Origin of the sequence: Micromonospora rhizosphaerae, from assembly GCF_900091465.1 — a bacterium.
Taxonomy (GTDB): Bacteria; Actinomycetota; Actinomycetes; order Mycobacteriales; family Micromonosporaceae; genus Micromonospora; species Micromonospora rhizosphaerae.
Genome location: NZ_FMHV01000002.1, coordinates 710,474 through 733,741 on the forward strand (window position 1 = coordinate 710,474; position 23,268 = coordinate 733,741).

Sequence of the window (23,268 nt, forward strand, 5' to 3'; positions counted from 1 at the left end):
TCACGGCGCGCTTCCGGTCACTCCTTGATCTGGTACGTCGGGCGGATGACCGCCCGGGCGAGGGTGTGGAAGGCGAGGTTGAAGCCGACGAAGGCCGGGCTGGCGTTCGGGCCGACGTCGAGGCGCTCGACGTCGACCGCGTGCACCGCGAAGACATACCGGTGCGGCCGGTCCCCGGGCGGCGGGGCGGCGCCGCCGAAGCCGGTCTCGCCGTAGTCGTTGCGGATGCTGAACGCCCCGCCCAGGTCGCCCTCCTTCACCCCACGCGGCAGCTCGGTCACCGACGTGGACACGTCGACCAGCACCCAGTGCCAGAAGCCGCTGCCGGTGGGGGCGTCCGGGTCGAAGCAGGTCACCACGAAGCTCTTGGTCTCGGCCGGGAAGTGGGACCAGGCCAGGTGCGGGGAGATGTTCTCGCCGCCGGCACTGCCGTGCGCGTGCCGCGCGTCCATCGGCTCACCGTTCTGCACGTCGTCACTGGTCAGAGTGAACGACGGCACCGTCGGCAGCAGCTCGTAGGGGTCCGGGGCGATCGGTCGTTCCAGGGTCATCGAAACGGTCCTTCCGGTGCGCGCGATTTCCTGCGCCCTTCATACCTCGCCGGTGCCCCTGATTCGAACCGAAAGCGCGTCGTGTCCGACCGGTGTTCGACCCCGGTTGCGGCATGTGGGGCCCTCCTGGCCGACGGAAGGCCCGTTGTGCCGCATGTCGAGTGCATCAGCCCGCTGAGGGCTTCGGCGGAGGGTGTGGGATTCGAACCCACGAAGAGGATCGCTCCCCTTACCGGTTTTCAAGACCAGCGCCATCGGCCACTAGGCGAACCCTCCCGGACCGCGCCCCGAGGGCACGCGAACCGTGCCTAGTCTGCCACGGGCACCCGATCGGGTCAGCGAGCGTCCCACCCTGACTGCGAGGATCGCCGGATGTGGGACACCCCCGCGGTGGTGCTGATCACCGGGATCATGGCGGCTGGCAAGTCCACAGTGGCCGAGCTGCTGGCCTGGCGGCTGCCCCGCTCGGTGCACCTGCGCGGTGACCTGTTCCGCCGAATGGTGGTCAGCGGCCGGGAGGACATGACCGCGCACCCCTCGGAGGAGAGGGTGGCGGAGATCCTGGCCCGGGCGTGGACGGACGGGCGGATCGGGTAAGACTGGGCCATGCGCGCGATCACGATCTCAGAACCCGGTGGACCGGAGGCACTCGTCTGGACCGAGGTGCCCGACCCGGAGCCCGGCCCGGGCGAGGTGATCGTCGAGGTGCGGGCCAGCGGGGTCAACCGGGCGGACCTGCTGCAGCGGCAGGGGCACTACCCGCCGCCGCCGGGCGCGCCCGCGTATCCGGGGTTGGAGTGCTCCGGGGTGATCAGGGCGATCGGCCCGGAGGTGACCGGCTGGCAGGTCGGACAGGAGGTCTGCGCGCTGCTGGCCGGCGGCGGGTACGCCGAGCGGGTGGCCGTGCCGGCCGGGCAACTGCTGCCGGTGCCGGCCGGCGTCGACCTGGTCGAGGCGGCGGCCCTGCCCGAGGTGGCCTGCACGGTCTGGTCGAACGTGGTCGCCCTGGGCCGGCTGGCAAAGGGCGAGACGCTGCTGCTGCACGGCGGCGGCAGCGGGATCGGCACGTTCGCCATCCAGCTCGGCGTGGCGCTCGGGGCGACCGTGGTGGTGACCGCGCGGGCGGCCAAGCACGACCGGCTGCGGGAGCTGGGTGCCGCGCACACCATCGACTACCGCGAGCAGGACTTCGTCGAGGAGGTCCGGCGGGTGACCGACGGGCGGGGCGCGGACCTGATCCTCGACATCGTGGGCGCCGCCTACCTGCCCCGGAACGTGGCGGCGCTGGCCACCGGCGGCCGGCTGGTGGTGATCGGCCTGCAGGGTGGCCGCAAGGGCGAGCTGGACCTGGGCGCGCTGCTGGCCAAGCGGGCGTCGGTGGCGGCGACCTCGCTGCGCTCCCGCCCGCTGGCCGAGAAGGCGGAGATCGTCCGGGGGGTTCGCGAGCAGGTGTGGCCGCTGGTCGAGTCCGGCGCGATCCGCCCGATCGTGGACCGGCTTGTGCGGATGGCCGACGCCGAGGACGCGCACCGTCTGGTGGAGACGAGCGACCACCTGGGGAAGGTGCTGCTCGTCCGGTGACGGCTCACACCGCTGAGGGCTCCGCCGCCTCCGGAGCGGGCCGGGGCAGCATCAGCCGGGCACCCGGGCCCTCGGCGGCCAGCAAGTCGCCCGGGTTGTAGAGGGTGCAGCGCTGCAGCGACAGGCAGCCGCAGCCGATGCAGCCGTCCAGGTCGTCGCGGAGCTTGCCGAGCAGCCGGATCTTCTCGTCCAGCCGGTCCCGCCAGGCCTGGGAGAGGGCGGCCCAGTCGGCCGGTGTCGGGGTACGCGACGACGGCAGCGAGTCCAGCGCCTCCCGGATCTCCTCCAACGAGACGCCGACCTGCTGGGAGATCCGGACGAACGCCACCCGGCGCAGCTCGGAGCGGGCGTACCGGCGCTGGTTGCCGCCGGTCCGCTCGGCCCGGATCAGGCCGAGCCGCTCGTAGTAGCGCAGCGCTGAGGGGGCCACTCCGCTGCGGGCGGAGAGCTGTCCGATGGTGAGTGATTCGTGCATCAGTCGCCTTGAGTTGAAGTTCCCTTTAACTTGCAGGCTAGCCGCATGACCATGACGACCGCCACCGACCCGGCCGCTCCGGGCTCCTTCGGGATGCTGCTGGACCGGGTACGCGCCGGCCGCGAGTTCGGCGCGAACGTGTACTCGACCCTCGACGTGCTTCAGGTGCTCTATGACCGGATCCTGCGGATCGCGCCGGAGACGGTCGACGACCCGGACCGGGACCGCTTCCTGCTCTCCAAGGGGCACGCGGTCGCCGGCTACTACGCGCGGCTCGCCGCGAAGGGCTTCGTCCCGGTCGAGTGGCTGGACGAGCAGGGCGGCCCGGAGAGCCGCCTGGGCGACCACCCCGACCGGCTTCTGGTGCCCGGCGTGGAGATCGGTTCCGGGTCGCTCGGGCACGGCCTGGGGCTGGGCGTGGGCACCGCGCTCGGGCTGCGGGCCCAGGGACGGCTCGACCCGCGGGTGTACGTCCTGCTCGGCGACGCGGAACTGGACGAGGGCTCCAACCACGAGGCGATCGCGTACGCCGGGGCGACCGGGCTGGGGAACCTGACCGCGATCGTGATCGACAACCGTTCGGCGAGCCACGGCTGGCCGGGCGGCGCCGCCAGCCGGTTCACCGTCAACGGCTGGACCGCCGCGACCGTCGGCGGCCGGGACCACGAGGCCCTGCACACCGCCCTCACCGGGCACGACAACCACCGGCCGCACGTCGTCGTCGCGGTCGTCACGGACGGGGAGTGACCGTGCGGGAAGTTTTCATCGACACCATGACCGACCTGCTGGCCGAGGACCCGCGTACCGCGGTGGTGCTGGCGGACATCTCCGCCGCCTCGTTCGCCCCGGCCGCCCTGCGGCACCCGGACCGGGTGCTCAACGTCGGGATCCGCGAGCAGTTGATGGTGGGCGTGGCCGGCGGGCTCGCGCTCGCCGGGCTGCGGCCGGTGGCGCACAGCTACGCGCCGTTCCTCGTCGAGCGGGCGTACGAGCAGATCAAGCTGGACCTGGACCACCAGGGCGTGGGGGCGGTGCTGGTCAGCGTGGGCGCCTCGTACGACCGGGCGGCCGCCGGGCGTACCCACCTCGGGCCGGCCGACGTCGCCCTGATCGACACCCTGACGAACTGGACCGTGCACGTGCCGGGGCACCGCGACGAGGTGCCCGCGCTGCTCCACGACGCGGTGGCCGGGGACGGGTCGGCGTACCTGCGGCTGTCGACGCAGAGCAACGACCGGGCCCGCGGCAACGACGGGTCGTTGCAGGTGGTCCGGGACGCCGGGCCGGGCGCGCCGCTGCTGGTGGCGGTCGGGCCGCTGCTGGGCCAGGCGCTGGCGGCCGTCGCCGGGCTGCCGGTCACCGTGGCGTACACCCACCGGCCGCGGCCGTTCGACACGGCCGGCCTGCGGGCGCTGGCCGGCACCGAGGTGATCCTGGTCGAGCCCTACCTGGCCGGCACGTCCGCCCGGGTGGTCGGTGCGGCGCTGGCCGACCGGCCGCACCGGCTGCTCACCCTCGGGGTGGGACGCGAGGAGCTACGCCGCTACGGCTCACCCGAGGACCACACGCGCTGGCACGGGTTGGACGCCGCCGGTCTGCGCCGCTCGGTGGACGCGTTCCTGGCCCCGGTCCCCGTGGCGGCCTGACCGGGGCAGAGACCGGGAACCCCGGCGTACACGAGGCAGGACCCGCCGCCACGGCTGAGCCGGGCGGCGGGTCCTGTGCTGTCGTCTCGTCGGCGACGGGCCCGGGACGGGCTCAGCGCGAGGCGGTCCCGAGCGGACGGCGGCGGGCGCGCTCCCGGGCGAGGATCCAGATCGCCTCCACGCCGTCCTTCCAGGTGATCTTCTTGCCCTCTTCGCGGCCCCGGGCGCGGTAGCTGATCGGCACCTCGTAGGGGCGGATCCGCTGGCGGAGCAGCTTGCCGGTGACCTCAGCCTCCATGCCGAAGCCCCGGGAGCGGATCTGGAGGGAGCGGTAGAGCTCGACCGGCATCAGCTTGAAGCAGGTCTCCAGGTCGCCGATGTACGAGTTGTAGAGCACGTTGGCCGCCATCGTGACGCCCTTGTTGCCCACCACGTACCAGAAGCTGTAGGCGCTGTGGCTGCCGAAGGTGCGGTTGCCGTAGACGACGGTGGCCCGCCCGTCGAGGACCGGCTCGAGCAGCCGCGGGATGTCCTGCGGGTCGTACTCCAGGTCGGCGTCGAGGATGACCATGTACTCACCCTCGGCGTTGTCGACGGCGGTCTTGATGGCCGCGCCCTTGCCGGCGTTGCGCTGGTGGGTGATCACCCGCAGCCGCGCGTCGTCCGTCCGGCCGAGGATCTCGCCGGTGCCGTCCCGGCTGCCGTCGTCGACGACGACCAGCTCGATCTCGCACGGGTAATCGACCGCCAATGCCTGCTTAAGGGCATCCGCGATGCGTTCTTCCTCGTTGTAGACCGGCATGAGGATCGAGAGCTTCACGGGGATCTCCACGGGGGCGACAGCAAATCGGCCCTAGCGTAGCCTGGCCCTTCCTCGTCGTGCAGCCCGCCACCTCCCGGCTTGGCTGCCCGAGATCGACTTGGACCTCGATGACCTTTGTCGGGAGCGGCGGCGGAGCCGCCGGCCGCTCGTCGACGGCCGCTCGTCGCCGCGGCTCGGCTGCGGCCACGACGACTTCATCGGCTCCCGGGTCTACTGACCCGCCTGCTAGCAGGGGCCCCCTTCACAACGGAATCCGTTGACCGGGGGCCCCTCCCTTCAGCGCTGCTTGAACGGGACGACGATGAGCCGGGCCACGCCGCCGTCGCCGTCCTTGGCACCGGCCACGCCAACGGTGGTGCCGACCTTGATGTCGCTCGACTGGACGGTGCTCCTGCGCTCGATCACCCGCAGGTTGTCGCCGAAGGTCCAGGTCATGGTGAAGCCGTCGGTGGACTTGACGGTCATCGAGTCGCCGTCGATGGCGGTCACCTCGCCGCGCTGCACCGCGACGGTCTTCGTACCGCCGTCCCGGGTCTGCACCACGACCTCGCCGTGCAGGATGTTCCTGCGCAGCAGCACGCGGGCCCGGTGCCGGTTGCGCCACTCCTGGGCCCGCTCACCGCGCCTGTCCCTGGGACCGGCCTCAGTGGATCCCGGCTCGGCGGAGCCCGACGGCGCGGGCGCGGCGACCGGATCCACGTCCAGGTCGGCGGCGTCGAAGCCCATCGCGGCGAGCGCCTGGCCGTCCGCGCCCATGGCCGCGGCGACCTCGACCGCCGTCTCCCTGGCCGTGTCCTGCGCGACCTGGGCGGGGCCGCAGCCGCTGACGCCGAGCGCGGCCGCCGCGAGCAGCGCGGTGACGGCGGTGGCGATTCCCTGACGTGCCATCAGTCTTCCTCTCGTCCGTGGAGCACCAGCGTCCCGCGCGGGCGCGATCGGATCGTCAGCCCTGTGTTCGGGTCAGGTAAGGATCTCCGGGCAGCCGGACGGCGAACGCCGCCCCGCCCTCCGGAGCGTGTCCGGCCGCGATGTCACCGCCGAGCCGGCGGACCAGCCCGGCAGCGAGCGCCAGCCCGAGCCCGCTGCCCACCTTGCGCACGCCACGGTAGCGCTGGTGCAGCGCGCCGCGCTCGAAGGCCACCGCCAGGTCGTCGTCGGTGAAACCGGGCCCGCCGTCGCGGACCTCCACGACGCCGCCGGCGGCCGGGTCCACCCCGGCCGGCCGGACCGCGAGCACCACCGGCGCCCCCGGAGGTACGACCCGCAGCGCGTTCTCCAGCAGCCCGTCGACCACCTGCCGGATCCTCCCCGGGTCGGTGTACGTCGGGACCGGTCGGTCCGGCGCCTCAACCCGGAACGGGACGCCGACCGCCGCGCACCGGTCGGACCAGGTCCGTTCCGCCTCGGCGGCCAGCCGGGACAGGTCGACCGGCACCGGTTCGAGCGGGAAGTCGGCGGCCTCCAGCCGGGCCAGCGCGAGCAGGTCGCTGACCAGCCGGTCCAGATGCTCCGCCTCGGCGAGCATGGTCCGGCCGGTGCCGGGCGTCTCGTCCGCACCGATCACCCCGTCGGCGAGCGCCTCCGCGTACCCCCGGATCGCGGTCAACGGGGTGCGCAGCTCGTGGGAGACCGAGAGCAGGAACTCCCGCTGCCGTCCCTCGCTGGTGGCCAGCGCGGCGGCCAGCCCGTTCAGCGCGTACGCCAGGTCGGCGACCTCGTCGGGCGGCTCGACCGGCACCCGGACCGCACGGTCCCCGGCGCGCAGCCGGGCGGCGGCGGTGGCCGCGGTGCGGATCGGCCGGGCCAGCCGGCGGGCGAGCAGCAGCCCGGCCGCCACCCCGGCGGTGAGCCCGGCCAGCAGCGGGAGCCAGAGGCCCCGGAGCACCTGCCGCCACGGCCCGCTGGTGGTGGCCCGGGTCAGCACCACCCCGTCCCCGCCGGGCAGCGCCCGCCCCTCGACCAGGGCACGCTCGCCGTCGACCAGACGGCGGCCGGAGACGTCCCGCCCCCCGGCGACCCGGGTCACCACCTGCCGGGGCAGACCCGGGCGGTCCACCGTGCCGGCACGGATGACGTACACGTCGATGTCCTGCTGGCGGAGCTGGCGGATCAGCCGCTCCCCGGCGTTGTCCCGCTGCCGGACGGCGCGGACCCGGAGCACGTCCGCGGCCAGCCGGGCCTGGGCGGCGAGCGCCTCCTGGTCGCGCCGCTCGGCGCCACGTACCGCCAGCGGCACCGCGACCAGCGCGGTGACCAGCACCGAGACCAGCGCCACCGCGCAGGTGACCAGCACCGCGCGGGCGGTCAGCGTGCCGGCGAACCGACGCCGCGGGGGCGTCGGCGCCGGGCGCGGCCCGATCACCGGCAGCGCGACGGTCGGCTGGTGCGGTCGGGACGGGTCGGCGGGCGACTGTGGACGGGCCTGCGGCCAAGGGCCGGCGGGCGGCTGCTGATGGATGGACTCAGGCATCGGCCGCGTACCCGACGCCGCGATGGGTGCGGATCACGCTGGCCGGGCCGAGCTTGGCGCGGACCTGCGCGACGTGCACGTCCACCGTGCGGGTTCCGGCGTGCGCGGCGTAGCCCCAGACGCCGGCCAGCAGCTCCTCCCGGGTGAAGACCCGGCCGGGCCGGGCCATCAGGTGGGCGAGCAGGTCGAACTCGGTGGAGGTGAGCTGGACCGGGGCGCCCGCGGCGGTCACGGTCCGGCGGGCCGGGTCGAGGGTGACCGGGCCGACCACCCGGGGCTGCTCGGCCCCGGCCGGCGCGCCGGCCGTGCGGCGCAGCACCGCCCGGACCCGGGCCACCAGCTCGCGCGGGCTGAACGGCTTGGTCACGTAGTCGTCCGCACCCAGCTCCAGCCCGACGATCCGGTCGACCTCGTCGTCCCGGGCGGTGAGGAAGATGACCGGCGTCCAGTCGCCGGCCTCGCGGAGCCGCCGGCAGATCTCCGTCCCGGCCAGGCCGGGCAGCGCGATGTCCAGCACGCAGGCCACCGGGCGCAGCCGCCGCGCGGCGGCCAGGCCGGCCGCGCCGTCCCGTTCCAGGTGTACGCCGAACCCGTCCCGGGTCAGGTAGAGCCGGACCAGGTCGGCGATGGCCGGCTCGTCCTCGACCACGAGGACGAGCCCGCGCTGCGCGGCGTCGGCGTTCACCGGCCCATGATTACCGACCGGTGGGCGGCGGAGAGGTCCGGGGAATGTTCGGGTTCGGTAAGGACCCGGTCAGCGCACCGCCGCCGGGCGGAACGCGGCGGGGCGGGCGGCGGCGGGCGGCTCGCCGATGGTGGCGACCAGCCGCTCCCGGGGCGTCCGCAGCCGGGTCCGGAAGGCGTGGTTGAGCAGCGTGTCGAGCTGCCAGACCTGCTTCGGGTGGTGGGTACGGATGAGGAACCGCTCACGCGCCCCGTCGATCGCGGTGGCGGCCAGTTCGACGCTCTGCGAGCGCGGGTCCGGGCTCCAGGTGACGTTGGTCAGCTCGCGCAGTTCGGTGTTGAGGTGCAGGCGCAGCCGGTGCAGCACCCGGGTCTCCTGGGTGACCACGAGCCGCCGGTGGGTCAGGAGCATCAGGTACTCGCCACCGACCGGGTGATCCGGGCGGCTGCACCGGGTGACCAGGATGGTGGCGTCGCCGGAGCCCACGCACCGGCGGAAGATCGGCAGGTGACGGCTGACCGTCTGGGTCGCCAGGCCGGTCTCGGCGGCGGCCGGAAGGAACGTACGCGAGAACACGTCCATGCAAGATGCAACGAGCACGAAGCACGAGTGATATGGGTCACTCCCGATTCGCGGAACTTGCAGGCCGCGCGTCGCACCGGGTGTCCGGCATTCCGCCCCGGCTCGGAACGGATGACGGGTCAGAGCCAGCGGAGGGACTGGCCGTGCGACGCCATTTCCGGCACCACCCGCGGGTCAGCCCGGGGTCGGCGCGGGCGGCGCAGGTCAGAGCAGCTCGACGATGGTGGCGTTGGCCATGCCGCCGCCCTCGCACATGGTCTGCAGGCCGTACCGGATCCCGTTGTCCCGCATGTGCTGCAGCATCGTGGTCATGATCCGGGCGCCGGACCCGCCGAGCGGGTGGCCGAGGGCGATCGCGCCGCCGCGCGGGTTGAGCCGCTCCGGGTCCGCCTCGGTCTCGGCCAGCCAGGCCAGTGGGACCGGGGCGAACGCCTCGTTCACCTCGTACACCCCGATCTCCTCGATGCCCAGCCCCGCGCGGCGCAGCGCCTTCGCGGTGGCCGGGATGGGGGCGGTGAGCATGGTGACGGGGTCGTCGGCGGCGACGACGGCGGTATGCACCCGGGCCAGCGGGCGCAGGCCGTGCCGACTGGCCCACTCGCTGGTGGTGACGGCGAGCGCGGCGGCGCCGTCGGAGATCTGGGACGCGGATCCGGCGGTGACCACGCCGTCGGCCCGGAACGGGGTGGCCAGCTCACCGAGCTTGGCCAGCGAGGTGTCCCGGCGGATGCCCTCGTCGGCGGCGAACTTGCCGCCGTCGGCGAGCGCCACCGGGGCCAGCTCCGGGTCGAACGCCCCGGCGTCCTGGGCGGCCGCCGCCTTCTCGTGGCTGGCCAGCGCGAACTCGTCCAGCTGGGCCCGGGAGAAGCGCCAGCGCTCGGCGATCAGCTCGGCCCCGACGCCCTGGTTGAACGGGAGGGGGGAGTCCTGAGCAACCCCCTCGACGCCCCGGTAGCGCTCCAGGATCTGCTCGCTGAACGGCATGCCGCCGGCCACGCTGGAACCCATCGGCACCCGGGTCATCGACTCGACGCCACCGGCGACCACCAGGTCGGCCTGACCGGAGAGGACGGTCGCGGCGGCGAAATGCAGCGCCTGTTGGCTGGACCCGCACTGCCGGTCGATGGTGGTGCCGGGGACCGACTCGGGCCAGCCGGCGGCGAGCACGGCGTTGCGGGCGACGTTCCACGACTGCTCGCCGATCTGGGAGACGCAACCCCAGACCACGTCGTCGACCTGCCCCGGGTCGATGCCGGTCCGCTCGGCTAGGGCACGAAGCACGTGCGCCGAGAGATCGACCGGGTGCACGCCGGCCAGGCTGCCCTTGCGCCGCCCGACCGGGGTCCGTACCGCACCGACGATGACTGCGTCACTCATGTCTACTCCCCGGTAACTTGCGCTGCCCCGATCCTACGTCCTCACCGGCCCGGCCGTCCGCCCCCGGGTCGGGGGATCCGACGACCGCCGGCCACGAGGCGGTCGCCGGCCGGCCCGGCTGGCAAGCTGGAGCCGTGCCTCCACAATCTTCCTCCCCGGCCCGGCAGTGGCGGGTGCCGGTCATCCTGCCGGTGGTCAAGCTGGTCGGCGCGGTTGTCCTGGTCGGGCTCGGACTGCTCTTCGCCGACGGCGACCGGGTCCAACTGGTGCTGGCCGGGCTGGCCGCCGCGGTACTGGCCGGCTGGGGGCTGCGCGACCTGGTGGCGCCGGTCCGGCTGGCCGTGGACCCGGACGGGATCACGGTGATCCGGGGCTTCGCCGGTCGGCGGCGGCTGCCCTGGCCGGCCGTCGAGGCGATCACCGTCGACCGCCGTACCCGGCGCGGGCTCACCGCCGAGACGCTGGAGATCGACGCGGGGGAGTCGCTGCACCTCTTCGGCCGGTCCGACCTGGGCGCGCCGCCGGAGGAGGTCGCCGACGCGCTGCGCGCCGCCCGCCCTGCGGCGCGCTGAGTCGCGCCGGGCCGGGTCGGCTCGGCTGAGCGGCGGGTCAGCCCGTGAGCATCGCAGTCCGGACCAGGACCAGGCCGAGGAGCGCCACCAGGAGGATCGCGGTCCCGGCGGTCTGGAACACGGACCGCCGCATCCGCGGGGCGTACGCCAACACCCAGCCCATCGCGGCACCGGTGATCAGTCCGCCGAGGTGCCCCGGGATGGAGATACTCGGCACGGTGAAGGTGAAGATCAGGTTGATCACCAGGATCGGCACGATCGCCGAGGTGTCCCGACCCAGCCGGCGCATCAGCACGAAGACGGCCGCGAAGAGCCCGAAGATCGCCGTGGACGCGCCGGCGGACGCCGCGTTCGGGTCGCTGAAGAGATAGGCCGCGACGTTGCCGCCGAGCCCAGCGACCAGGTAGAGCGCGAGGAATCGCAGCGGCCCGAGCAGGGCCTCCAGATCCCGGCCGAGCACCCACAACGCCCACATGTTCAGCAGCAGGTGCACCACGCCGTAGTGCAGGAACATGGCGGTGACCAGCCGGTACCACTCGCCGGTCGCGACACCCTCGACCGGGAACTGCGGCGGCCACTGCGCGAGCACGGCACCCCAGTGGGTCAGCGGGGTGCCGCCGCCGAGCAGCCCGCCCAGGCCGGAGCCGCCGACCATCGAGTCGCCGCCACGGTCGCTCAGCACGGAGAGCAGCATCATCAACACGTTCAGCGCGATCAGCGTCCGGGTGACGAGGCCTCGGCGGCCGACGGCACCGCCACCGAAGGCGGTACGCGCCGGCCGCACGCTACGGCGTCCCTCGTTCACGCACTCCGGGCACTGGTGTCCGACCGAGGCCTCCCGCATGCACTCCGGGCAGATCGGCCGGTCGCACCGGGTGCAGCGGACGTACGTCTCCCGGCCGGGGTGGCGGTAGCAGACCGGAGTGGCCGGCGGCGACCCACCGGTGCCGTCACCTGCCTGCCCGGAGCGCTCTGTCATGCGAGCAAAAGTACCTCGCGGGACGGTCAGGCCGGCTTGCGCTCGATCTCGACGCGCTCGATGACCACGTCCTGCAGCGGCCGGTCGCTCGGGCCGGTCGGGGTGTTCGCGATCGAGTCCACGACCTTCGCCGACTGCTCGTCGGCCACCTGACCGAAGATGGTGTGCCGGTTGTTCAGGTGCGGCGTCGGCGCGACGGTGATGAAGAACTGCGAGCCGTTGGTGCCCGGCCCGGCATTCGCCATCGCCAGCAGGTACGGCCGGTCGAAGCGCAACTCCGGGTGGAACTCGTCGGCAAACTTGTAACCCGGCCCGCCGCGACCGGTACCCGTCGGGTCACCCATCTGGATCATGAAGCCGCTGATGACGCGGTGCGAGATGGTGCCGTCGTAGTACGGCCCGCCGCCCGGCTGGCCGGTGCGCGGGTCGATGTACTCCCGGTTCCCCTCGGCCAGGTCGACGAAGTTGCGGACGGTCTTCGGCGCGTGGTTCGGGAAGAGCTCCAGCCGGATCGGGCCAGCGTTGGTGTGCAAGGTGGCGTAGACAGTCTCGGCCACGGGTACTCCTCACTTGTTGGTCACTTCCATGCGGATCCTCCCATGTGCCCGATCTGCCAGTGCGGAGGCATCCAAAGGTGGAGGATGACGAAGGAACAACTCCCAGGAGGTGGGACCGTGTTTGGAATCGGGCGGCGTAAGACCCAGGGGCAGCTGGCCAAGGCCGAGCTGACCCAGGGCATCGGTCACCTCAGGCAGGCCGCGACGCACGCGGCGAAGGGTGCGGGCGCCACGGCCGGCCCGCGGGTCCAGGCAGCCCGGGGTGCCGTCGCGCCGACCGCCGTCATGGTGCGGGACCGGGCGTCGAGCGGCCTGGCGTCGACGGTAGCGGCGCTCGCGCCGCTGGCCCTGGCCGTCCGCAACGCGCAGGCCGGGGCGGCGGGTAAGGCCGTGGCCGGCAGGAAGGCCGCCGTCGCCAAGCAGGCCGCGGTGAACAAGAAGATGAAGGCGAAGAACATGAAAGCCGCGAAGAAGAAGCAGAAGAAGTCGCGCAGCGGCGGGATGATGGCCGGCCTGCTGGCCGCCGGCACGGTGGCGGGCCTGGCCGGGGCGATGGCCATGCGCCGGCGCCGCGAGCAGCAGGAGTGGGCCGAGTACGACCCGACCGGCAAGCTGGACCCGCTGCGGGAGGACGTGGACACCATCGTGGTGGAGACCCCGGATCCGAGCGCGAAGGTGACCGACGTGTCGACCGGCAGCTCGGTGGGCGGGGGCGACCGCGCCTCCAGCACCACCCCCGGCAAGCAGCCGGTGATCCAGCCGACCGGCAAGGTCCCCTCGGTGGCCGAGGGCGCCCGGGACGTCTCCGGTCGGCCGACCGACGACCTGACCAGGGCGATGAGCAAGGAGAAGAACGCCGCGAAGGCCAGCGGTCCCCGCTGACCCGGGCGGTCACGGAAAAGCGCCGGCGCGCGGGGGCAGCCCCGCGCCGCCGGCGCTTCCGTGTGTCCTCGCCGGTCGGATTCCGCCGCGGGCCGGTGGACTTACAGCCAGCCGTTGCGGCGGAACCAGCGGTACAGCGCGAACGATGACGCCAGCGTCAGGGCCCAGACGACCGGATAGCCGTACTTCCACTCCAACTCGGGCATGTACTTGAAGTTCATGCCGTAGATCCCGGCGATCGCGGTCCAGACCGCGGCGATCGCGGCCCACGCGGCGATCTTGCGCATGTCGTTGTTCTGATCGACGGTCACCTGGGCCAGCCGCGCCTGGAGGATCGAGTTGAGCAGGTCGTCGTAGGAGTTGACCTGCTCGACCGTGCGGGTGAGGTGGTCCTGGACGTCCCGGAAGTAGCGCCGCACCTCCTCCGGCACGTCCCGGTTGACCTGAGAGGTGAGGGTCATCAGCGGACGCTGCAACGGCATCACCGCCCGCTTGAACTCCACCAGCTCCCGCTTCATCTGGTAGATGCGCTGGATCCGCCCGGTGCCCTGCCGGTCGAAGACGTCCGCCTCCAGCACGTCGAGGTCGTCCTCGAGCTGGTCGGCGACCTCCAGATAGAGGTCCACCACCCGGTCGGTGATCGCGTACGCGACCGCCCACGGGCCGTGGAGCAGCAGCTCCCGCTTCGCCTCCAGGTCCGCCCGCACCGGGGCGAGCCGGCAGGCGTCGCCGTGCCGGACGCTGATCAGGAAGTTCGGCCCGATGAAGAGCATCACCTGACCGGTCTCCACCACCTCGGAGTTCTCGGTCAGCTCCGTGTGCTCGCAGTACCGGGCGGTACGCAGCACCAGGAAGCTCACCTCGCCGAAGCGCTCCAGCTTGGGCCGCTGCTGGGCCTTGACCGCGTCCTCGACCGCCAGCTCGTGCAGCCCGTAGGTGGCGGCGATAGCGCTCATCTCGGCCAGCTCCGGCTCGTGCAGCCCGAGCCAGACGAATCCGTGCCGCTCCCGGCGGGCCGCCTCCAGCGCCTCGGCGTAGTTCCACTCGCCGGGCTGGCGCTGGCCGTCGACGTACAGACCACAGTCCACGATCCCGCTGCGGTCGGGGCCGGCCGGCGTGGGCGTACGCGGGGAGCCGTCGGCGTTGAGGATCCGGGTCATGGCGCGTACCGGGGCCGCCCAGGCGCGTGGCCTGACCACCCGGCCGCCGCTCTGCGCGGCGGGTCGGTCCCGCTCCACCCGATCCGTCATGGCTCCCCTCCTCCCCCTGGTGCTGCGGCTTGCAGGTTACGCCGGTGGCGGCGAACCGCAGCACGACGACACCCGGCCGGGTGGAGGCGGGACGCGGGAATGCGACGCGGATCACCAGCCGGCGGCCGGTGATGGGAGCCGGGCGGGCCGGCCGCGTCAGGGGGGTGAGGGGCGACACGGCCCACCCGGCACCTTGGGGGCGGGGGTTGTGCTTCAAGCGCCGGTGGCCCGGACCGGGGGCGGAGGTGTCGCACCCGGACCGCCGGATCCGTCACCACGGATGTGAACGGCGCTCGCAGCATTGTGGGCCGCCGGCCGGCCCAGGGGGAGCCCCGGGCCGACCGAGATCGCTCTAGTGTCAGAAACCCGACAGAAAATCAGCCCCGGACGGCTTCCATCGCCTCGGCCAGCCGCCGGACCCCCTCGTCGATCCGGTCCGCGGTCACCGCGGAGAAGGCCAGCCGCAGCGCGTGCCGACCGCCGTCGAGCATGAAGTCGCTCCCCTTGACCACCGCCACCCCCCGCTCGGCCGCCGCCGGGGCGAGCCGGTCCACCTCGACGTCCTCCGGCAGCTCCACCCAGAGGAAGTAGCCGCCGTTCGGCTCGACGAACCGGGCCTCGGGGATGTGCCGGCGCAGCGAGTCGGCGAGCACCCGGGCCCGCTCGCCGAGGGCGGTCGACACGGTCTCGATCGAGCGCTGGATGTCCCCGGAGACGCAGAACTGGTGCACGATCGCCTCGGAGACCATGCCGGGCGAGATGTAGAGGTTGGTGGCCTTCTTGGCGATGGCGGCGATCAGCTCGGCCGGGCCGACCAGGTAGCCGACCCGGACGCCCGGGCAGACGGTCTTGGTGAAGCTGGAGGCGTGCACCACCACGCCGCGGGTGTCCATCGAGAGCATCGACGGCAGCGGCTCGCCCCGGAACCTGATGTCCGCGTACGGGTCGTCCTCGAAGATCGTGAACCCGTACTCGGCGGCCAGGTCGAGCAGCTCCCGGCGCTTCTCGAGGGAGAGGGTCACGCCGGCCGGGTTCTGGTAGTTCGGGATGATGTGCGCCAGCCGCGGCCGCACCCCCGACTCCAGCAGCTTGCGCAGCTCGGCGGTGTCCAGGCCGTCCGGCTGGATCGACACACCGTGGATCTCCCCGCCCATGTTCTGGAGGTTGAGCAGCGTCCGGTCGTACGTCGGGCGCTCGACCACCACCGCGTCGCCGCGACGGACGAGGTGATCGAAGAGGAAGGCGTCGGCCTGCAACGAGCCGTTGGTGATCAGCACCTGATCGGCCTCGACGCCGTGCTTCTCCGCGATCCACTTCCGCAGGGGCGGGTAACCGACGGAGGTGCCGTACGCCGTGATCCCGGCGGGGTCGGCGTCGAAGGCGCGGACGGCGGCGGCCTTGAGCCCCTCTACATCGACGATGTCCAGGGAGGGAGCGCCACGGGCGAAGGAGATCAGCTGCTCGGCGGTCATGCGCACGAGCCTAGGGCCTGGTCCGGCGGGTCCGACCGCCATACACGCGAAGTTCAACATGCGGGCACAGCTGGGTGGGCCGGGCGTACCGGTTTCCGGCCGCCGCGCTTGTTGTCCGCTCGTCGGACCGGCCAATATGGTGCGGTCCGGGCGGCGGGTCCGGCGACCGTGCGCCGACGCAGACAAGGTGGTGACCGCCAGGTGCCCGACGACGACATCGACCGGCTCGACGACCAGGCCTTCGCGCAGTGGTTGGCCGGCCGGGCCGGAGAAGCCCTGACCGCGTTGCGCGCCAGCCGGGGCTTCGCCGAGCCGAGGGCGCTCAAGGACGCCGGCGACCGTGCCTCGCACGAGCTGATGCTGGCGGCGCTGACCCGATACCGGCCGGCCGACGCGGTGCTCTCCGAGGAGCAGACGGACTCCCGGCGGGACTTCTCCTCGGGAGACCGGCCGGCCCGCCTCGACGCCGACCGGGTCTGGATCATCGACCCGCTGGACGGCACCCGGGAGTTCTCGGAGGAGGGCCGCACCGACTGGGCCGTCCACGTGGCCCTCTGGGAACGCTCGGCCGGCCCGGAGGGCGGGCTGACCGCCGGTGCCGTCGGGATGCCGGCCCGGACCGGTGCGGACGACGGGCCACTGGTGCTCGGCACAAGCGAGCCCACCGCCGCGGCGGCCGACGGTCCGCTGAGGATCGCGGTCAGCCGCAGTCGGCCGCCGGCTTTCGTCCCCGAGCTGATCGAGCGGTTGGGCGCGGAGGCGGTGCCCATGGGCTCGGCCGGCGTCAAGGTCTGCGCGGTGGTGACGGGTCAGGCCGACGGGTACGTGCACGCCGGCGGGCAGTACGAGTGGGACTCCGCCGCGCCGGTGGCCGTGGCGCTGGGAGCGGGGATGCACGCCTCTCGCATCGACGGCTCGCCACTGCGGTACAACGCCGCGAACCCGCGCCTGCCCGACCTGCTCGTCTGCCGTCCCGAGCACGCCGAACAGCTGCTGAAAGCCATCGAGGGGTGCCGGTGAGGCGTCCCGCGTGCCCGCACCGGCCGCCCATTCGTTGCAGGACGAGGTGACGCCGGCACTGCGCCCTGCAGCAACTGACACGCCGATCCAGAGGAGGGTCATGGGACCCGGCCCGTCAATCGCCCCCGTTCTCGACCCCCGTCCGGCCCCCGCCCCGCCGTCCGGCCCGGGGCCGGCCCGCCGACGCCGGCGCCGCTGGCTCCTCGCCGTCGCCCTGGTCCTGGTCCTGCTCGGCGCGACGGCCGCTGTCGTGATCATCGGGAACGAGAGCCCGGCCGGGAACGCCGCGCCGGAGGTCGCCGGCCCGGGGACCCCCGCCCAGGCGCCCGGCCCGGCCACCTCCGACGCGATCGGCGGGCCGGACGGCGTGGCGGGTTTTGGCACGAACCCGAGCCTCGGTACGACCAGATCCCCGTCCGCCGCACCCGACGCCGACTTCCGGCCGTTCCCAGCACCGCGCACCACCCTGCCGGGGGCGAGCATCCACCTGCTCAGCGGTGAGAGCTTCGCCGACGGACTGGCCCGCTCCGATCGCACGTACGGACCGCTCCGGATGGTCCGGGTGTTCTACCCCGGGCTGCCGCCCGCCTGGTCGGGCAGTCGGGCCGACGTGGTGAACCGGACGGTGGTGGTCTCCTTCAAGGCACCACCGGCCGAAGTGGCCGCGGGCAAGCACGACGACCGGCTGGCGAAGTGGTTCGCCTCGATCCCGCGCGACCAGGACGTCTACTGGTCGTACTTCCATGAGCCGGAGAACGACGTCGAGTCCGGCAACTACACCACCGCCCAGTTCCGCGCGGCCTGGCGCCGGGTCGCCGGCCTCGCCGACCGCGCCCGCAACCCGCAGTTGCGGGCCACCCTGATCCTGATGTGCTGGACGTTGAACCCGAACTCACGGCGGAACTTCAACGACTACTACCCCGGCGCCGACGTGGTCGACGTGCTCGGCTGGGACTGCTACAACAGCGGCGGCAAGTACAACCGCTACACCGATCCGGCGCAGGTCTTCGGGCCGATGATCACCAAGTCGAAGGCGCTCGGCAAGCCCTGGGGGCTGGCCGAGACCGGCAGCGTACGCATCGACGGGGACAGCAGCGGCACCGGGCGGGCCGCCTGGCTCCGCTCGATGAGCAGCTACCTGAACAGCCAGCGACCGCTCTGGGTGGCGTACTACGACTACCAGGTGTCCGGGGGAGACTTCCGGCTCACCGACAAGCCGAGCCAGGACGCCTGGCGCGCCTGGTGCGCGGCGCCCCGCTGACCGGTCCGGGTCAGATGCCCCGGCCGCGTTTGTGCAGCGTACGCAGGACGCGATCGGGGTGCACGGCCTTGCTGGCCACGGCGAGCGCCAGGTAGGCGCGGGGTTCTCTCGGGTTGCCGACCAGCGTCCGGCGGGCCCAACGAACGGCCTCCCGGCGGTTGCCCATCGCCGCCTGGGCGAACGCGATCTGCCCCGCGACCCGGGCCTCCCCCGCCGGCACGCTGGCGAACTCGGGATACCGGCTCAGCAACCACTGCAACGCCGTGGAGATGGTCTCCCAGCGCTGGGCGAAGTACGACCGCTTGTGCCAGCGCACCGTGACGTACGGCTCGGCCAGGTTGACCAGCGGCGCGTGCCGAGCGGCCCGGAGCAGGAACTCGTAGTCCTCCGCGTAGCTGCCGGGGATCTCCTCGTCCACCAGCCCGATGCCGTCGACCAGCGCGCCCCGCCGGATCAGGAAGGTGGACGGGTGCAGTTCGGTGTGCCGGTCCCGCAGCAGCGCCGCCAGCGGCACCCGGTCCATGGGCAACGAGCGGTCGACGCTGCGACCGTCGTAGTCGACCCGAATGCCGCAGCTGACGAAGGCGCCGTCGGGCGCCGCCCGCAGCGCGGCCACCTGGGCCGCCAGCTTCCCCGGCAGCCACTCGTCGTCGTCGTCGCAGAACGCCACCAGCTCGCCGGTGGCGGCCAGGATGCCCGTGTTGCGGGCGCCCGCCAGGCCGGGTGTGCGGCTGTTGGTGATCACCCGGATCCGAGGGTCCTCGGCGAGGGTGAGGTCCGGCTCGGACTGGTCGTAGACGACCACCACGTCGATCGCGCCGGCGTAGTCCTGACCCAGGATCGCGTCGAGGGCGGCGCGCAGCAGCACCGGCCGGTCCCGGGTCGGGACCACGGCGGTCACCTGAGGTGCGTTGGTCCCCGTCACGACGCCTCCGTGCGGTCAGTGCGGCGGTTGCCGAGATATCCGTAGCGCAGGCGCAGCGGCAGCGTCGCCGCGCTGACCACCGCCCGGCTGCGCGGCGGCAGGTTCTCCCGCCAGACGTTGTCCTGTCGCACCTTGAGCGGACCCGCGCTGAACCGTAGCGGGTTGCCGGCGATGCTGTGGGCCCGGACCAGCGGCACGGCCGGCTCGTCGAGCACCCGCAGCGCATCCGGGGTGTCGACGAGGCCGGCGAACCGGCGTACCCGGGCGACGGTGCCGCGCGGGTCGGCGGTGAAGTCCTCGTAGCGCAGCCGGACGAGCGGCACCCGGGCGGCGAGCAGGTGGAACGCTGCGTTCTGGGCCGTCCACAGCCCACTCACCGTGAACGGGGAGAAGGTCGGCATGTACGCCTCGGAGTCCACCACCTCGGGCCGGCGGACCTGCTTCGCCCAGGAGTAGGCGACCGCCCGGCTGTCCCGGACGAGGTGGACCACCCGCAGGTCGAGGTCCGGCGCCCAGCGCAGGGCGAACGCCAACGAGGCGTGCTTGCTGGAGTCCACCACCACCTCGGCGCCGGTGACCTCCGTCGCCGCCCGGTAGATCCGGGTGTAGAGGTCGGCGTAGCGGCGCACCGGGGCCAGCTGGTCGGCCGACAGCTCACCCCGGGCCAATCGAGGAATGTGCCGGGTCCGGTCGACTTCCGCCTTCAGGGCGAGCACCTCGTCCCGGTCCACCGCCGCCCAGCCGCCGAACGCGTGCTCGCCGACTCGCTGCCAGAAGTCGCAGGCGGTGAAGCGCTCGCCGCAGCCGCACCGCTCGTCACCCCCGAGAGCCCGCTCCCAGAGGTGTACGACCTCACCGACGGCACAGACGTCGGGGTGCTGGGCGAGGATCAGCTCGAGCAATGTCGAGCCGCTGCGTCCCAGGCCACCCACGAAGAGCACCCGGACCGGCCCGGTCACCGCCACCACCGGCGCCCTGCGGCGCGCCGGCGAACCAGGTCCTCCACGATCCGGCCGACCCGCACGGCGGCGGCGACGCGGGGGTCGGGCAGGTCCGGGTCGACGGACAACCGGAAGGCTCCCGGATCGGCGAGCGCCTTGTCGAGCGACTCGACCAGGTCGGCCTCCGACTCGACCAGCCGTACCATGCCGGCCGCGCCGAGGCGCCGGGCGAAGAGCTGCTGGTGGTTGTCCACGTGCTCGTGACGGGTCGGGTCGCGCGGGACCACGACCGGCAGGTGACCGCTCCGCCGGGCCTCCGTGATGGTGGCGGGACCGCCGTGGCAGACCACGACGGTGGCCTCGACGATCGCCCGCTGCAACTCGTCGTGGGCGAGGAACGGCACCGCGTCCGGCAGGTTCGGCGGGTTGCTGCTGCCGTACTGGAGGACGAGCCGGACCTCGGACCGCGCGGTCCACCAGCGCTCCAGCCAGCCGATCAGCCGGTCGAACCGGTGCACGTCGGTGCCCACCATGGCCAGCACGGTGGCCCGCGCCGGCCCGGGCGCAGGCTGTCGGGGAATAGCCGAGAAGGTCACAGAAGGTTCCCCACCACAGTCGCCTCCGGATAGAAGCGGCGCTGCTCCTCCCACTGCACCAGCATCGCCGACAGGAACGGGCGGCAGAGCCGGGCGGTGAGCGTCGGGCTGTCGATCCGGTCGTACACCTCGATGTAGACGGTCGGCAGGCCGCGCAGCCGGGCGACCACGACGAACGGCAGCGCGACGCCGGCGCCGGTGGTGACCACCGCGGCGACGTTCCGCCGCTTGAACGTCCGGGCCGCGAGCCGGAAGTTGCGGGCGAGGTTCTTCAGGTTGCGCGTGGTCGGGTGGTAGGCCCACACCACCTGCTCCCCCGGCAGCAGCGAGCGCGCGTCCGGGGTGTCGAAGGTCACCCAGGACCGGGCCCGGTCGCGGTACCACGGCTCGAGCGCCAGCAGTTGGGCCAGGTGCCCACCGCTGGAACCCACGAGCATGACCTCACCCGGCTCCACGTCTCCACTCCCCCGTATCCGTCCATCGGCGCATCCGTGACACCCACGTGGGACGATCATCCGAGCTACGTAGCGTCGCAATAATCTAACGGCATCTACCAGGGAAACAGAAGTGGAGCCACAGCGGGCGGACGTGACGGACCGACCTTGCTGCGCTTTCCACCAATCCCTCAGTCCCGCAATCGCGCCTACACTGCGCTCGACACCCATCGGGGACGAGGAGGCTTCATCGATGACGGCCCAGCAGCCGCTGACGGCGGACGGCCCAGGGGCTGGTGCTCCGTCCGGCGCCGGCCGCGTGACGGTGCTCTACGTCTGCGGCATGCCGCGCAGCGGTTCCACCCTGCTGGACCTGATGCTCGGGCAGTTCGTCGGCCACTGCGACGTCGGTGAGCTGTTCTACCTCTGGCAGTCGGGAGTGGAGCGGAACTTCCGCTGCGCCTGCGGGGAGCACTTCGACCGCTGCCCGTTCTGGGGCGAGGTCGGTCAGCGGGCCTACGGCGGCTGGTCGAACATCGACGTGCAGCAGGTACGAACGCTCCAGCGGCGGGTCGACACGACCGGCAAGGTGCCACTGATCCTGGGCGCCCGGGTGGCGCCGGGCTTCCGGCAGGACCTGGAGCGCTACACCGCGCTGATCACCAAGCTCTACCGGGCGATCGCGGAGGTGTCCGGCGCCAAGGTGGTGGTCGACTCGACCAAGCGCCCCTCACTCGCGTACATCCTGGCCCGGGCTCCGGAGATCGACCTGCGCCTGGTGCACATCCTGCGCGACCCGCGCGGCGTGGCCTACTCCTGGAGCCAGGTCGTCGAACTGCCCGAGGGGACTTCCACCAAGGGCCGGATGAACCAGCGCTCGGCCCGGCTGACCGCCCGCCGGTGGGTCACCGTCAACGCGATGATCTCGTCGCTCGCCCGGTCCGGCGTGCCCCGGGTGGTCGTCCGGTACGAGGACCTGGTCCGCGATCCGCGCGGTGAGCTGGGCCGGATCGCCGCCCTGACGGCCGACGTGACCGGGCAGGTCGACCCGCTCTCGTTCCTGCACGGCACCGAGTTCGAGCAGGCCGGCTCGCACGCGGTGGCCGGCGGCCGGATCCGGATGCGCAGCGGACCGATCGCGCTCAGCCTCGACGAGAAGTGGCGCCGCGAGTACGCGCCGGCCCGCCGCCGGATGGTCGCCGCGATGACCTGGCCGCTGCGGCGGAGATACGACTACCACTGACGGAGCGGTGTGCCGGGCCACCGGGGGCGGACCCCGGGTCAGGCCCGGCCCGCCCCGGAAGCCGCCGCGGCGGCCAGCTGGGCGTCGAGGACGTCGAGCAGCTCGGGGTTGCGTTCGTAGTCGAACTTGCGGGCGAAGTGGGCACCGCTGGCCAGGGCTCGGGGCAGGTCCTCCGCGGTCAGCGACTTCGGGTGGTTGAAGGTGCTGTTCCGGAAGTCGAAGTACCGCTTGCAGTCGGGCACCAGGTTGAACCGGTCCGCGCTGCACACGATGGTCTGGAAGACGGCCTCCACCGGCGAGAGGCAGTGCCGGAAGTAGTTGACCACGTCCGGCCGCCGGTCGAAGTACTCCCGCAGATAGGCCACCACGGGCCAGGTCAGCGACGAGAACGCCGACCCGCCGTGCAGCCGCAGGTCGGGCCCGAACGGGGTCCGCGCCCGTCGACCCACCACCAGGCCGTACGAGACGTGCACCCGCATCAACGGCTGGACCCGGTTGACCGCCTGGACCGGCCGGAGCAGCTTCTTCGCCCGCGGGCTGAGGCCGACCAGCCGACGGTGCTGGAAGTGGTAGCGGGAGCGGACCCGGCTGCGCGGCCAGTGGCTGTCCGGGCCGAGCGCGTCCCAGTACTCCATGAAACCGTCGGCGCCGGATTCGATCAGCTCGGCCTCAGCCTGGTCGAGTGGGCGGAGCGGATAGTCCTGACCGGTGATGTTCACCAGCCAGTCGACCTGGACACCCTCACCGTTCAGCCAGTCCACCGCCGCCAGATAGCGATCGACATGACTGAAGTCACCGTAACCACCCTTGTGGTACTGGACCGTCACGCCGGGTAGTGTGCGCAGCTCAGACAGATCAAGCGGGGTCCCGTTCACGTCATGGCTGATGTGCACGATACTGTCTGGACTGTACCGCTTCACCGCATGAACCAACCTGGTCAGCTGGT

At 72.8% G+C, this 23,268-nt stretch carries 26 protein-coding genes and 1 tRNA gene; 9 read left to right on the plus strand and 18 right to left on the minus strand.

The features are described from left to right. Positions 1-17 precede the first annotated feature (17 nt). Both GA0070624_RS03445 and GA0070624_RS03450 read right to left on the minus strand, forming a co-directional pair. Entirely contained in the window at positions 18-551 is a 534-nt protein-coding gene (locus tag GA0070624_RS03445; protein WP_091336590.1) for a YbhB/YbcL family Raf kinase inhibitor-like protein, read from the minus strand. Between the two features lie 187 nt (positions 552-738). After that, a tRNA-Ser gene (locus GA0070624_RS03450) sits at positions 739-827 on the minus strand. Between the two features lie 96 nt (positions 828-923). On the opposite strand from GA0070624_RS03450, the gene GA0070624_RS03455 reads away from it, so the two are divergent. Further along, on the plus strand, positions 924-1,148 hold the full coding sequence (locus GA0070624_RS03455; RefSeq protein ID WP_141714925.1) for a zeta toxin family protein: 225 nt from the start codon (positions 924-926) through the stop codon (positions 1,146-1,148). A gap of 9 nt (positions 1,149-1,157) precedes the next feature. Then, positions 1,158-2,132 carry an NAD(P)H-quinone oxidoreductase gene (locus GA0070624_RS03460; RefSeq protein ID WP_091336592.1) on the plus strand — a complete coding sequence of 325 codons (975 nt, stop codon included), beginning with the start codon at positions 1,158-1,160 and terminating at the stop codon, positions 2,130-2,132. A gap of 4 nt (positions 2,133-2,136) precedes the next feature. Here the strand turns inward: GA0070624_RS03460 and soxR are convergent, their stop codons facing one another. Next, entirely contained in the window at positions 2,137-2,607 is a 471-nt protein-coding gene (gene soxR / locus GA0070624_RS03465) for a redox-sensitive transcriptional activator SoxR (RefSeq protein ID WP_091336594.1), read from the minus strand. A 45-nt stretch (positions 2,608-2,652) separates the two neighbouring features. Between soxR and GA0070624_RS03470 the strand changes: the two genes are divergently transcribed. Both GA0070624_RS03470 and GA0070624_RS03475 read left to right on the plus strand, forming a co-directional pair. Next, entirely contained in the window at positions 2,653-3,354 is a 702-nt protein-coding gene (locus GA0070624_RS03470; protein WP_091336596.1) for a transketolase, read from the plus strand. Between the two features lie 2 nt (positions 3,355-3,356). Then, on the plus strand, positions 3,357-4,253 hold the full coding sequence (locus GA0070624_RS03475) for a transketolase family protein (RefSeq protein WP_091348061.1): 897 nt from the start codon (positions 3,357-3,359) through the stop codon (positions 4,251-4,253). 112 nt (positions 4,254-4,365) lie between these two features. Here the strand turns inward: GA0070624_RS03475 and GA0070624_RS03480 are convergent, their stop codons facing one another. The 6 genes from GA0070624_RS03480 to GA0070624_RS03505 all read right to left on the minus strand — a co-directional run bounded on the left by GA0070624_RS03480 (position 4,366) and on the right by GA0070624_RS03505 (position 10,190). Continuing rightward, positions 4,366-5,073, minus strand: coding sequence for a glycosyltransferase family 2 protein (locus tag GA0070624_RS03480; protein ID WP_091348064.1), 708 nt, complete (start codon positions 5,071-5,073; stop codon positions 4,366-4,368). Between the two features lie 279 nt (positions 5,074-5,352). Beyond that, positions 5,353-5,964 carry a hypothetical protein gene (locus tag GA0070624_RS03485; RefSeq protein ID WP_091336598.1) on the minus strand — a complete coding sequence of 204 codons (612 nt, stop codon included), beginning with the start codon at positions 5,962-5,964 and terminating at the stop codon, positions 5,353-5,355. A 55-nt stretch (positions 5,965-6,019) separates the two neighbouring features. After that, a complete protein-coding gene (locus GA0070624_RS03490) occupies positions 6,020-7,546 on the minus strand; it encodes a sensor histidine kinase (protein ID WP_091336600.1) in 1,527 nt (508 codons plus the stop codon). Next, entirely contained in the window at positions 7,539-8,231 is a 693-nt protein-coding gene (locus tag GA0070624_RS03495) for a response regulator transcription factor (RefSeq protein ID WP_091336602.1), read from the minus strand. Before GA0070624_RS03495 ends, GA0070624_RS03490 begins: the two co-directional genes overlap by 8 nt. Before the next feature lie 69 nt (positions 8,232-8,300). Then, positions 8,301-8,813 (minus strand): hypothetical protein, encoded by a 513-nt coding sequence (locus GA0070624_RS03500; protein WP_091336605.1) that lies wholly within the window; start codon positions 8,811-8,813, stop codon positions 8,301-8,303. A 204-nt stretch (positions 8,814-9,017) separates the two neighbouring features. Then, entirely contained in the window at positions 9,018-10,190 is a 1,173-nt protein-coding gene (locus GA0070624_RS03505; protein ID WP_091336607.1) for a thiolase family protein, read from the minus strand. A gap of 134 nt (positions 10,191-10,324) precedes the next feature. On the opposite strand from GA0070624_RS03505, the gene GA0070624_RS03510 reads away from it, so the two are divergent. Next, complete coding sequence (locus GA0070624_RS03510; RefSeq protein ID WP_245718644.1) at positions 10,325-10,762, plus strand: PH domain-containing protein; 438 nt, start codon at positions 10,325-10,327, stop codon at positions 10,760-10,762. Positions 10,763-10,799: 37 nt separating this feature from the next. On the opposite strand, the gene GA0070624_RS03515 is transcribed toward GA0070624_RS03510, so the two are convergent. Together GA0070624_RS03515 and GA0070624_RS03520 are read right to left on the minus strand one after the other, a co-directional pair. Next, entirely contained in the window at positions 10,800-11,741 is a 942-nt protein-coding gene (locus GA0070624_RS03515) for a rhomboid family intramembrane serine protease (RefSeq protein WP_091336611.1), read from the minus strand. A gap of 26 nt (positions 11,742-11,767) precedes the next feature. After that, a complete protein-coding gene (locus tag GA0070624_RS03520; RefSeq protein WP_091336613.1) occupies positions 11,768-12,298 on the minus strand; it encodes a peptidylprolyl isomerase in 531 nt (176 codons plus the stop codon). An 84-nt stretch (positions 12,299-12,382) separates the two neighbouring features. On the opposite strand from GA0070624_RS03520, the gene GA0070624_RS03525 reads away from it, so the two are divergent. Beyond that, positions 12,383-13,180 (plus strand): hypothetical protein, encoded by a 798-nt coding sequence (locus tag GA0070624_RS03525; RefSeq protein ID WP_091336615.1) that lies wholly within the window; start codon positions 12,383-12,385, stop codon positions 13,178-13,180. A gap of 101 nt (positions 13,181-13,281) precedes the next feature. Here GA0070624_RS03525 and corA read toward each other — a convergent pair whose 3' ends face one another. Together corA and GA0070624_RS03535 are read right to left on the minus strand one after the other, a co-directional pair. Continuing rightward, complete coding sequence (corA, locus tag GA0070624_RS03530; RefSeq protein WP_091336617.1) at positions 13,282-14,430, minus strand: magnesium/cobalt transporter CorA; 1,149 nt, start codon at positions 14,428-14,430, stop codon at positions 13,282-13,284. A 377-nt stretch (positions 14,431-14,807) separates the two neighbouring features. Continuing rightward, complete coding sequence (locus tag GA0070624_RS03535) at positions 14,808-15,902, minus strand: aminotransferase-like domain-containing protein (RefSeq protein ID WP_091336619.1); 1,095 nt, start codon at positions 15,900-15,902, stop codon at positions 14,808-14,810. A gap of 201 nt (positions 15,903-16,103) precedes the next feature. Between GA0070624_RS03535 and GA0070624_RS03540 the strand changes: the two genes are divergently transcribed. Further along, positions 16,104-16,922: a 3'(2'),5'-bisphosphate nucleotidase CysQ gene (locus GA0070624_RS03540; protein WP_091336621.1), complete on the plus strand. Its 819-nt coding sequence runs from the start codon at positions 16,104-16,106 to the stop codon at positions 16,920-16,922. A gap of 100 nt (positions 16,923-17,022) precedes the next feature. Then, positions 17,023-18,183, plus strand: coding sequence for a glycoside hydrolase family 26 protein (locus GA0070624_RS03545; RefSeq protein WP_091336623.1), 1,161 nt, complete (start codon positions 17,023-17,025; stop codon positions 18,181-18,183). Between the two features lie 10 nt (positions 18,184-18,193). On the opposite strand, the gene GA0070624_RS03550 is transcribed toward GA0070624_RS03545, so the two are convergent. The 4 genes from GA0070624_RS03550 to GA0070624_RS03565 are packed head-to-tail and all read right to left on the minus strand — an operon-like array spanning position 18,194 to position 21,082. After that, positions 18,194-19,108 carry a glycosyltransferase family 2 protein gene (locus GA0070624_RS03550; RefSeq protein ID WP_091336625.1) on the minus strand — a complete coding sequence of 305 codons (915 nt, stop codon included), beginning with the start codon at positions 19,106-19,108 and terminating at the stop codon, positions 18,194-18,196. After that, positions 19,105-20,076 carry a sulfotransferase family protein gene (locus tag GA0070624_RS03555; RefSeq protein WP_091336628.1) on the minus strand — a complete coding sequence of 324 codons (972 nt, stop codon included), beginning with the start codon at positions 20,074-20,076 and terminating at the stop codon, positions 19,105-19,107. The genes GA0070624_RS03550 and GA0070624_RS03555 overlap by 4 nt, the downstream gene beginning before the upstream one ends. Next, a complete protein-coding gene (locus GA0070624_RS03560; RefSeq protein WP_091348067.1) occupies positions 20,064-20,582 on the minus strand; it encodes a glycosyltransferase in 519 nt (172 codons plus the stop codon). Before GA0070624_RS03560 ends, GA0070624_RS03555 begins: the two co-directional genes overlap by 13 nt. A 59-nt stretch (positions 20,583-20,641) precedes the next feature. Beyond that, a complete protein-coding gene (locus GA0070624_RS03565; protein ID WP_245719117.1) occupies positions 20,642-21,082 on the minus strand; it encodes a glycosyltransferase family 28 protein in 441 nt (146 codons plus the stop codon). Positions 21,083-21,332: 250 nt separating this feature from the next. On the opposite strand from GA0070624_RS03565, the gene GA0070624_RS03570 reads away from it, so the two are divergent. Next, complete coding sequence (locus GA0070624_RS03570; protein ID WP_091336632.1) at positions 21,333-22,322, plus strand: sulfotransferase family protein; 990 nt, start codon at positions 21,333-21,335, stop codon at positions 22,320-22,322. Positions 22,323-22,360: 38 nt separating this feature from the next. Here GA0070624_RS03570 and GA0070624_RS03575 read toward each other — a convergent pair whose 3' ends face one another. After that, positions 22,361-23,149, minus strand: coding sequence for a core-2/I-branching beta-1,6-N-acetylglucosaminyltransferase family protein (locus GA0070624_RS03575; RefSeq protein WP_091336634.1), 789 nt, complete (start codon positions 23,147-23,149; stop codon positions 22,361-22,363). Positions 23,150-23,268: the final 119 nt, after the last annotated feature.

Coding starts and splice junctions, on each gene's coding strand:
- GA0070624_RS03505 (WP_091336607.1), bottom strand. CDS start 10,190: ATGAGTGACGCAGTCATCGTCGGTGCGGTACGGACCCCGGTCGGGCGG.
- GA0070624_RS03485 (WP_091336598.1), bottom strand. CDS start 5,964: ATGGCACGTCAGGGAATCGCCACCGCCGTCACCGCGCTGCTCGCGGCG.
- GA0070624_RS03460 (WP_091336592.1), top strand. CDS start 1,158: ATGCGCGCGATCACGATCTCAGAACCCGGTGGACCGGAGGCACTCGTC.
- GA0070624_RS03500 (WP_091336605.1), bottom strand. CDS start 8,813: ATGGACGTGTTCTCGCGTACGTTCCTTCCGGCCGCCGCCGAGACCGGC.
- GA0070624_RS03515 (WP_091336611.1), bottom strand. CDS start 11,741: ATGACAGAGCGCTCCGGGCAGGCAGGTGACGGCACCGGTGGGTCGCCG.
- GA0070624_RS03565 (WP_245719117.1), bottom strand. CDS start 21,082: ATGCTCGTGGGTTCCAGCGGTGGGCACCTGGCCCAACTGCTGGCGCTC.
- GA0070624_RS03490 (WP_091336600.1), bottom strand. CDS start 7,546: ATGCCTGAGTCCATCCATCAGCAGCCGCCCGCCGGCCCTTGGCCGCAG.
- GA0070624_RS03525 (WP_091336615.1), top strand. CDS start 12,383: ATGACGAAGGAACAACTCCCAGGAGGTGGGACCGTGTTTGGAATCGGG.
- GA0070624_RS03470 (WP_091336596.1), top strand. CDS start 2,653: ATGACCATGACGACCGCCACCGACCCGGCCGCTCCGGGCTCCTTCGGG.
- GA0070624_RS03545 (WP_091336623.1), top strand. CDS start 17,023: ATGGGACCCGGCCCGTCAATCGCCCCCGTTCTCGACCCCCGTCCGGCC.
- GA0070624_RS03560 (WP_091348067.1), bottom strand. CDS start 20,582: ATGGTGGGCACCGACGTGCACCGGTTCGACCGGCTGATCGGCTGGCTG.
- GA0070624_RS03455 (WP_141714925.1), top strand. CDS start 924: ATGTGGGACACCCCCGCGGTGGTGCTGATCACCGGGATCATGGCGGCT.
- GA0070624_RS03445 (WP_091336590.1), bottom strand. CDS start 551: ATGACCCTGGAACGACCGATCGCCCCGGACCCCTACGAGCTGCTGCCG.
- GA0070624_RS03570 (WP_091336632.1), top strand. CDS start 21,333: ATGACGGCCCAGCAGCCGCTGACGGCGGACGGCCCAGGGGCTGGTGCT.
- GA0070624_RS03535 (WP_091336619.1), bottom strand. CDS start 15,902: ATGACCGCCGAGCAGCTGATCTCCTTCGCCCGTGGCGCTCCCTCCCTG.
- corA (WP_091336617.1), bottom strand. CDS start 14,430: ATGACGGATCGGGTGGAGCGGGACCGACCCGCCGCGCAGAGCGGCGGC.
- soxR (WP_091336594.1), bottom strand. CDS start 2,607: ATGCACGAATCACTCACCATCGGACAGCTCTCCGCCCGCAGCGGAGTG.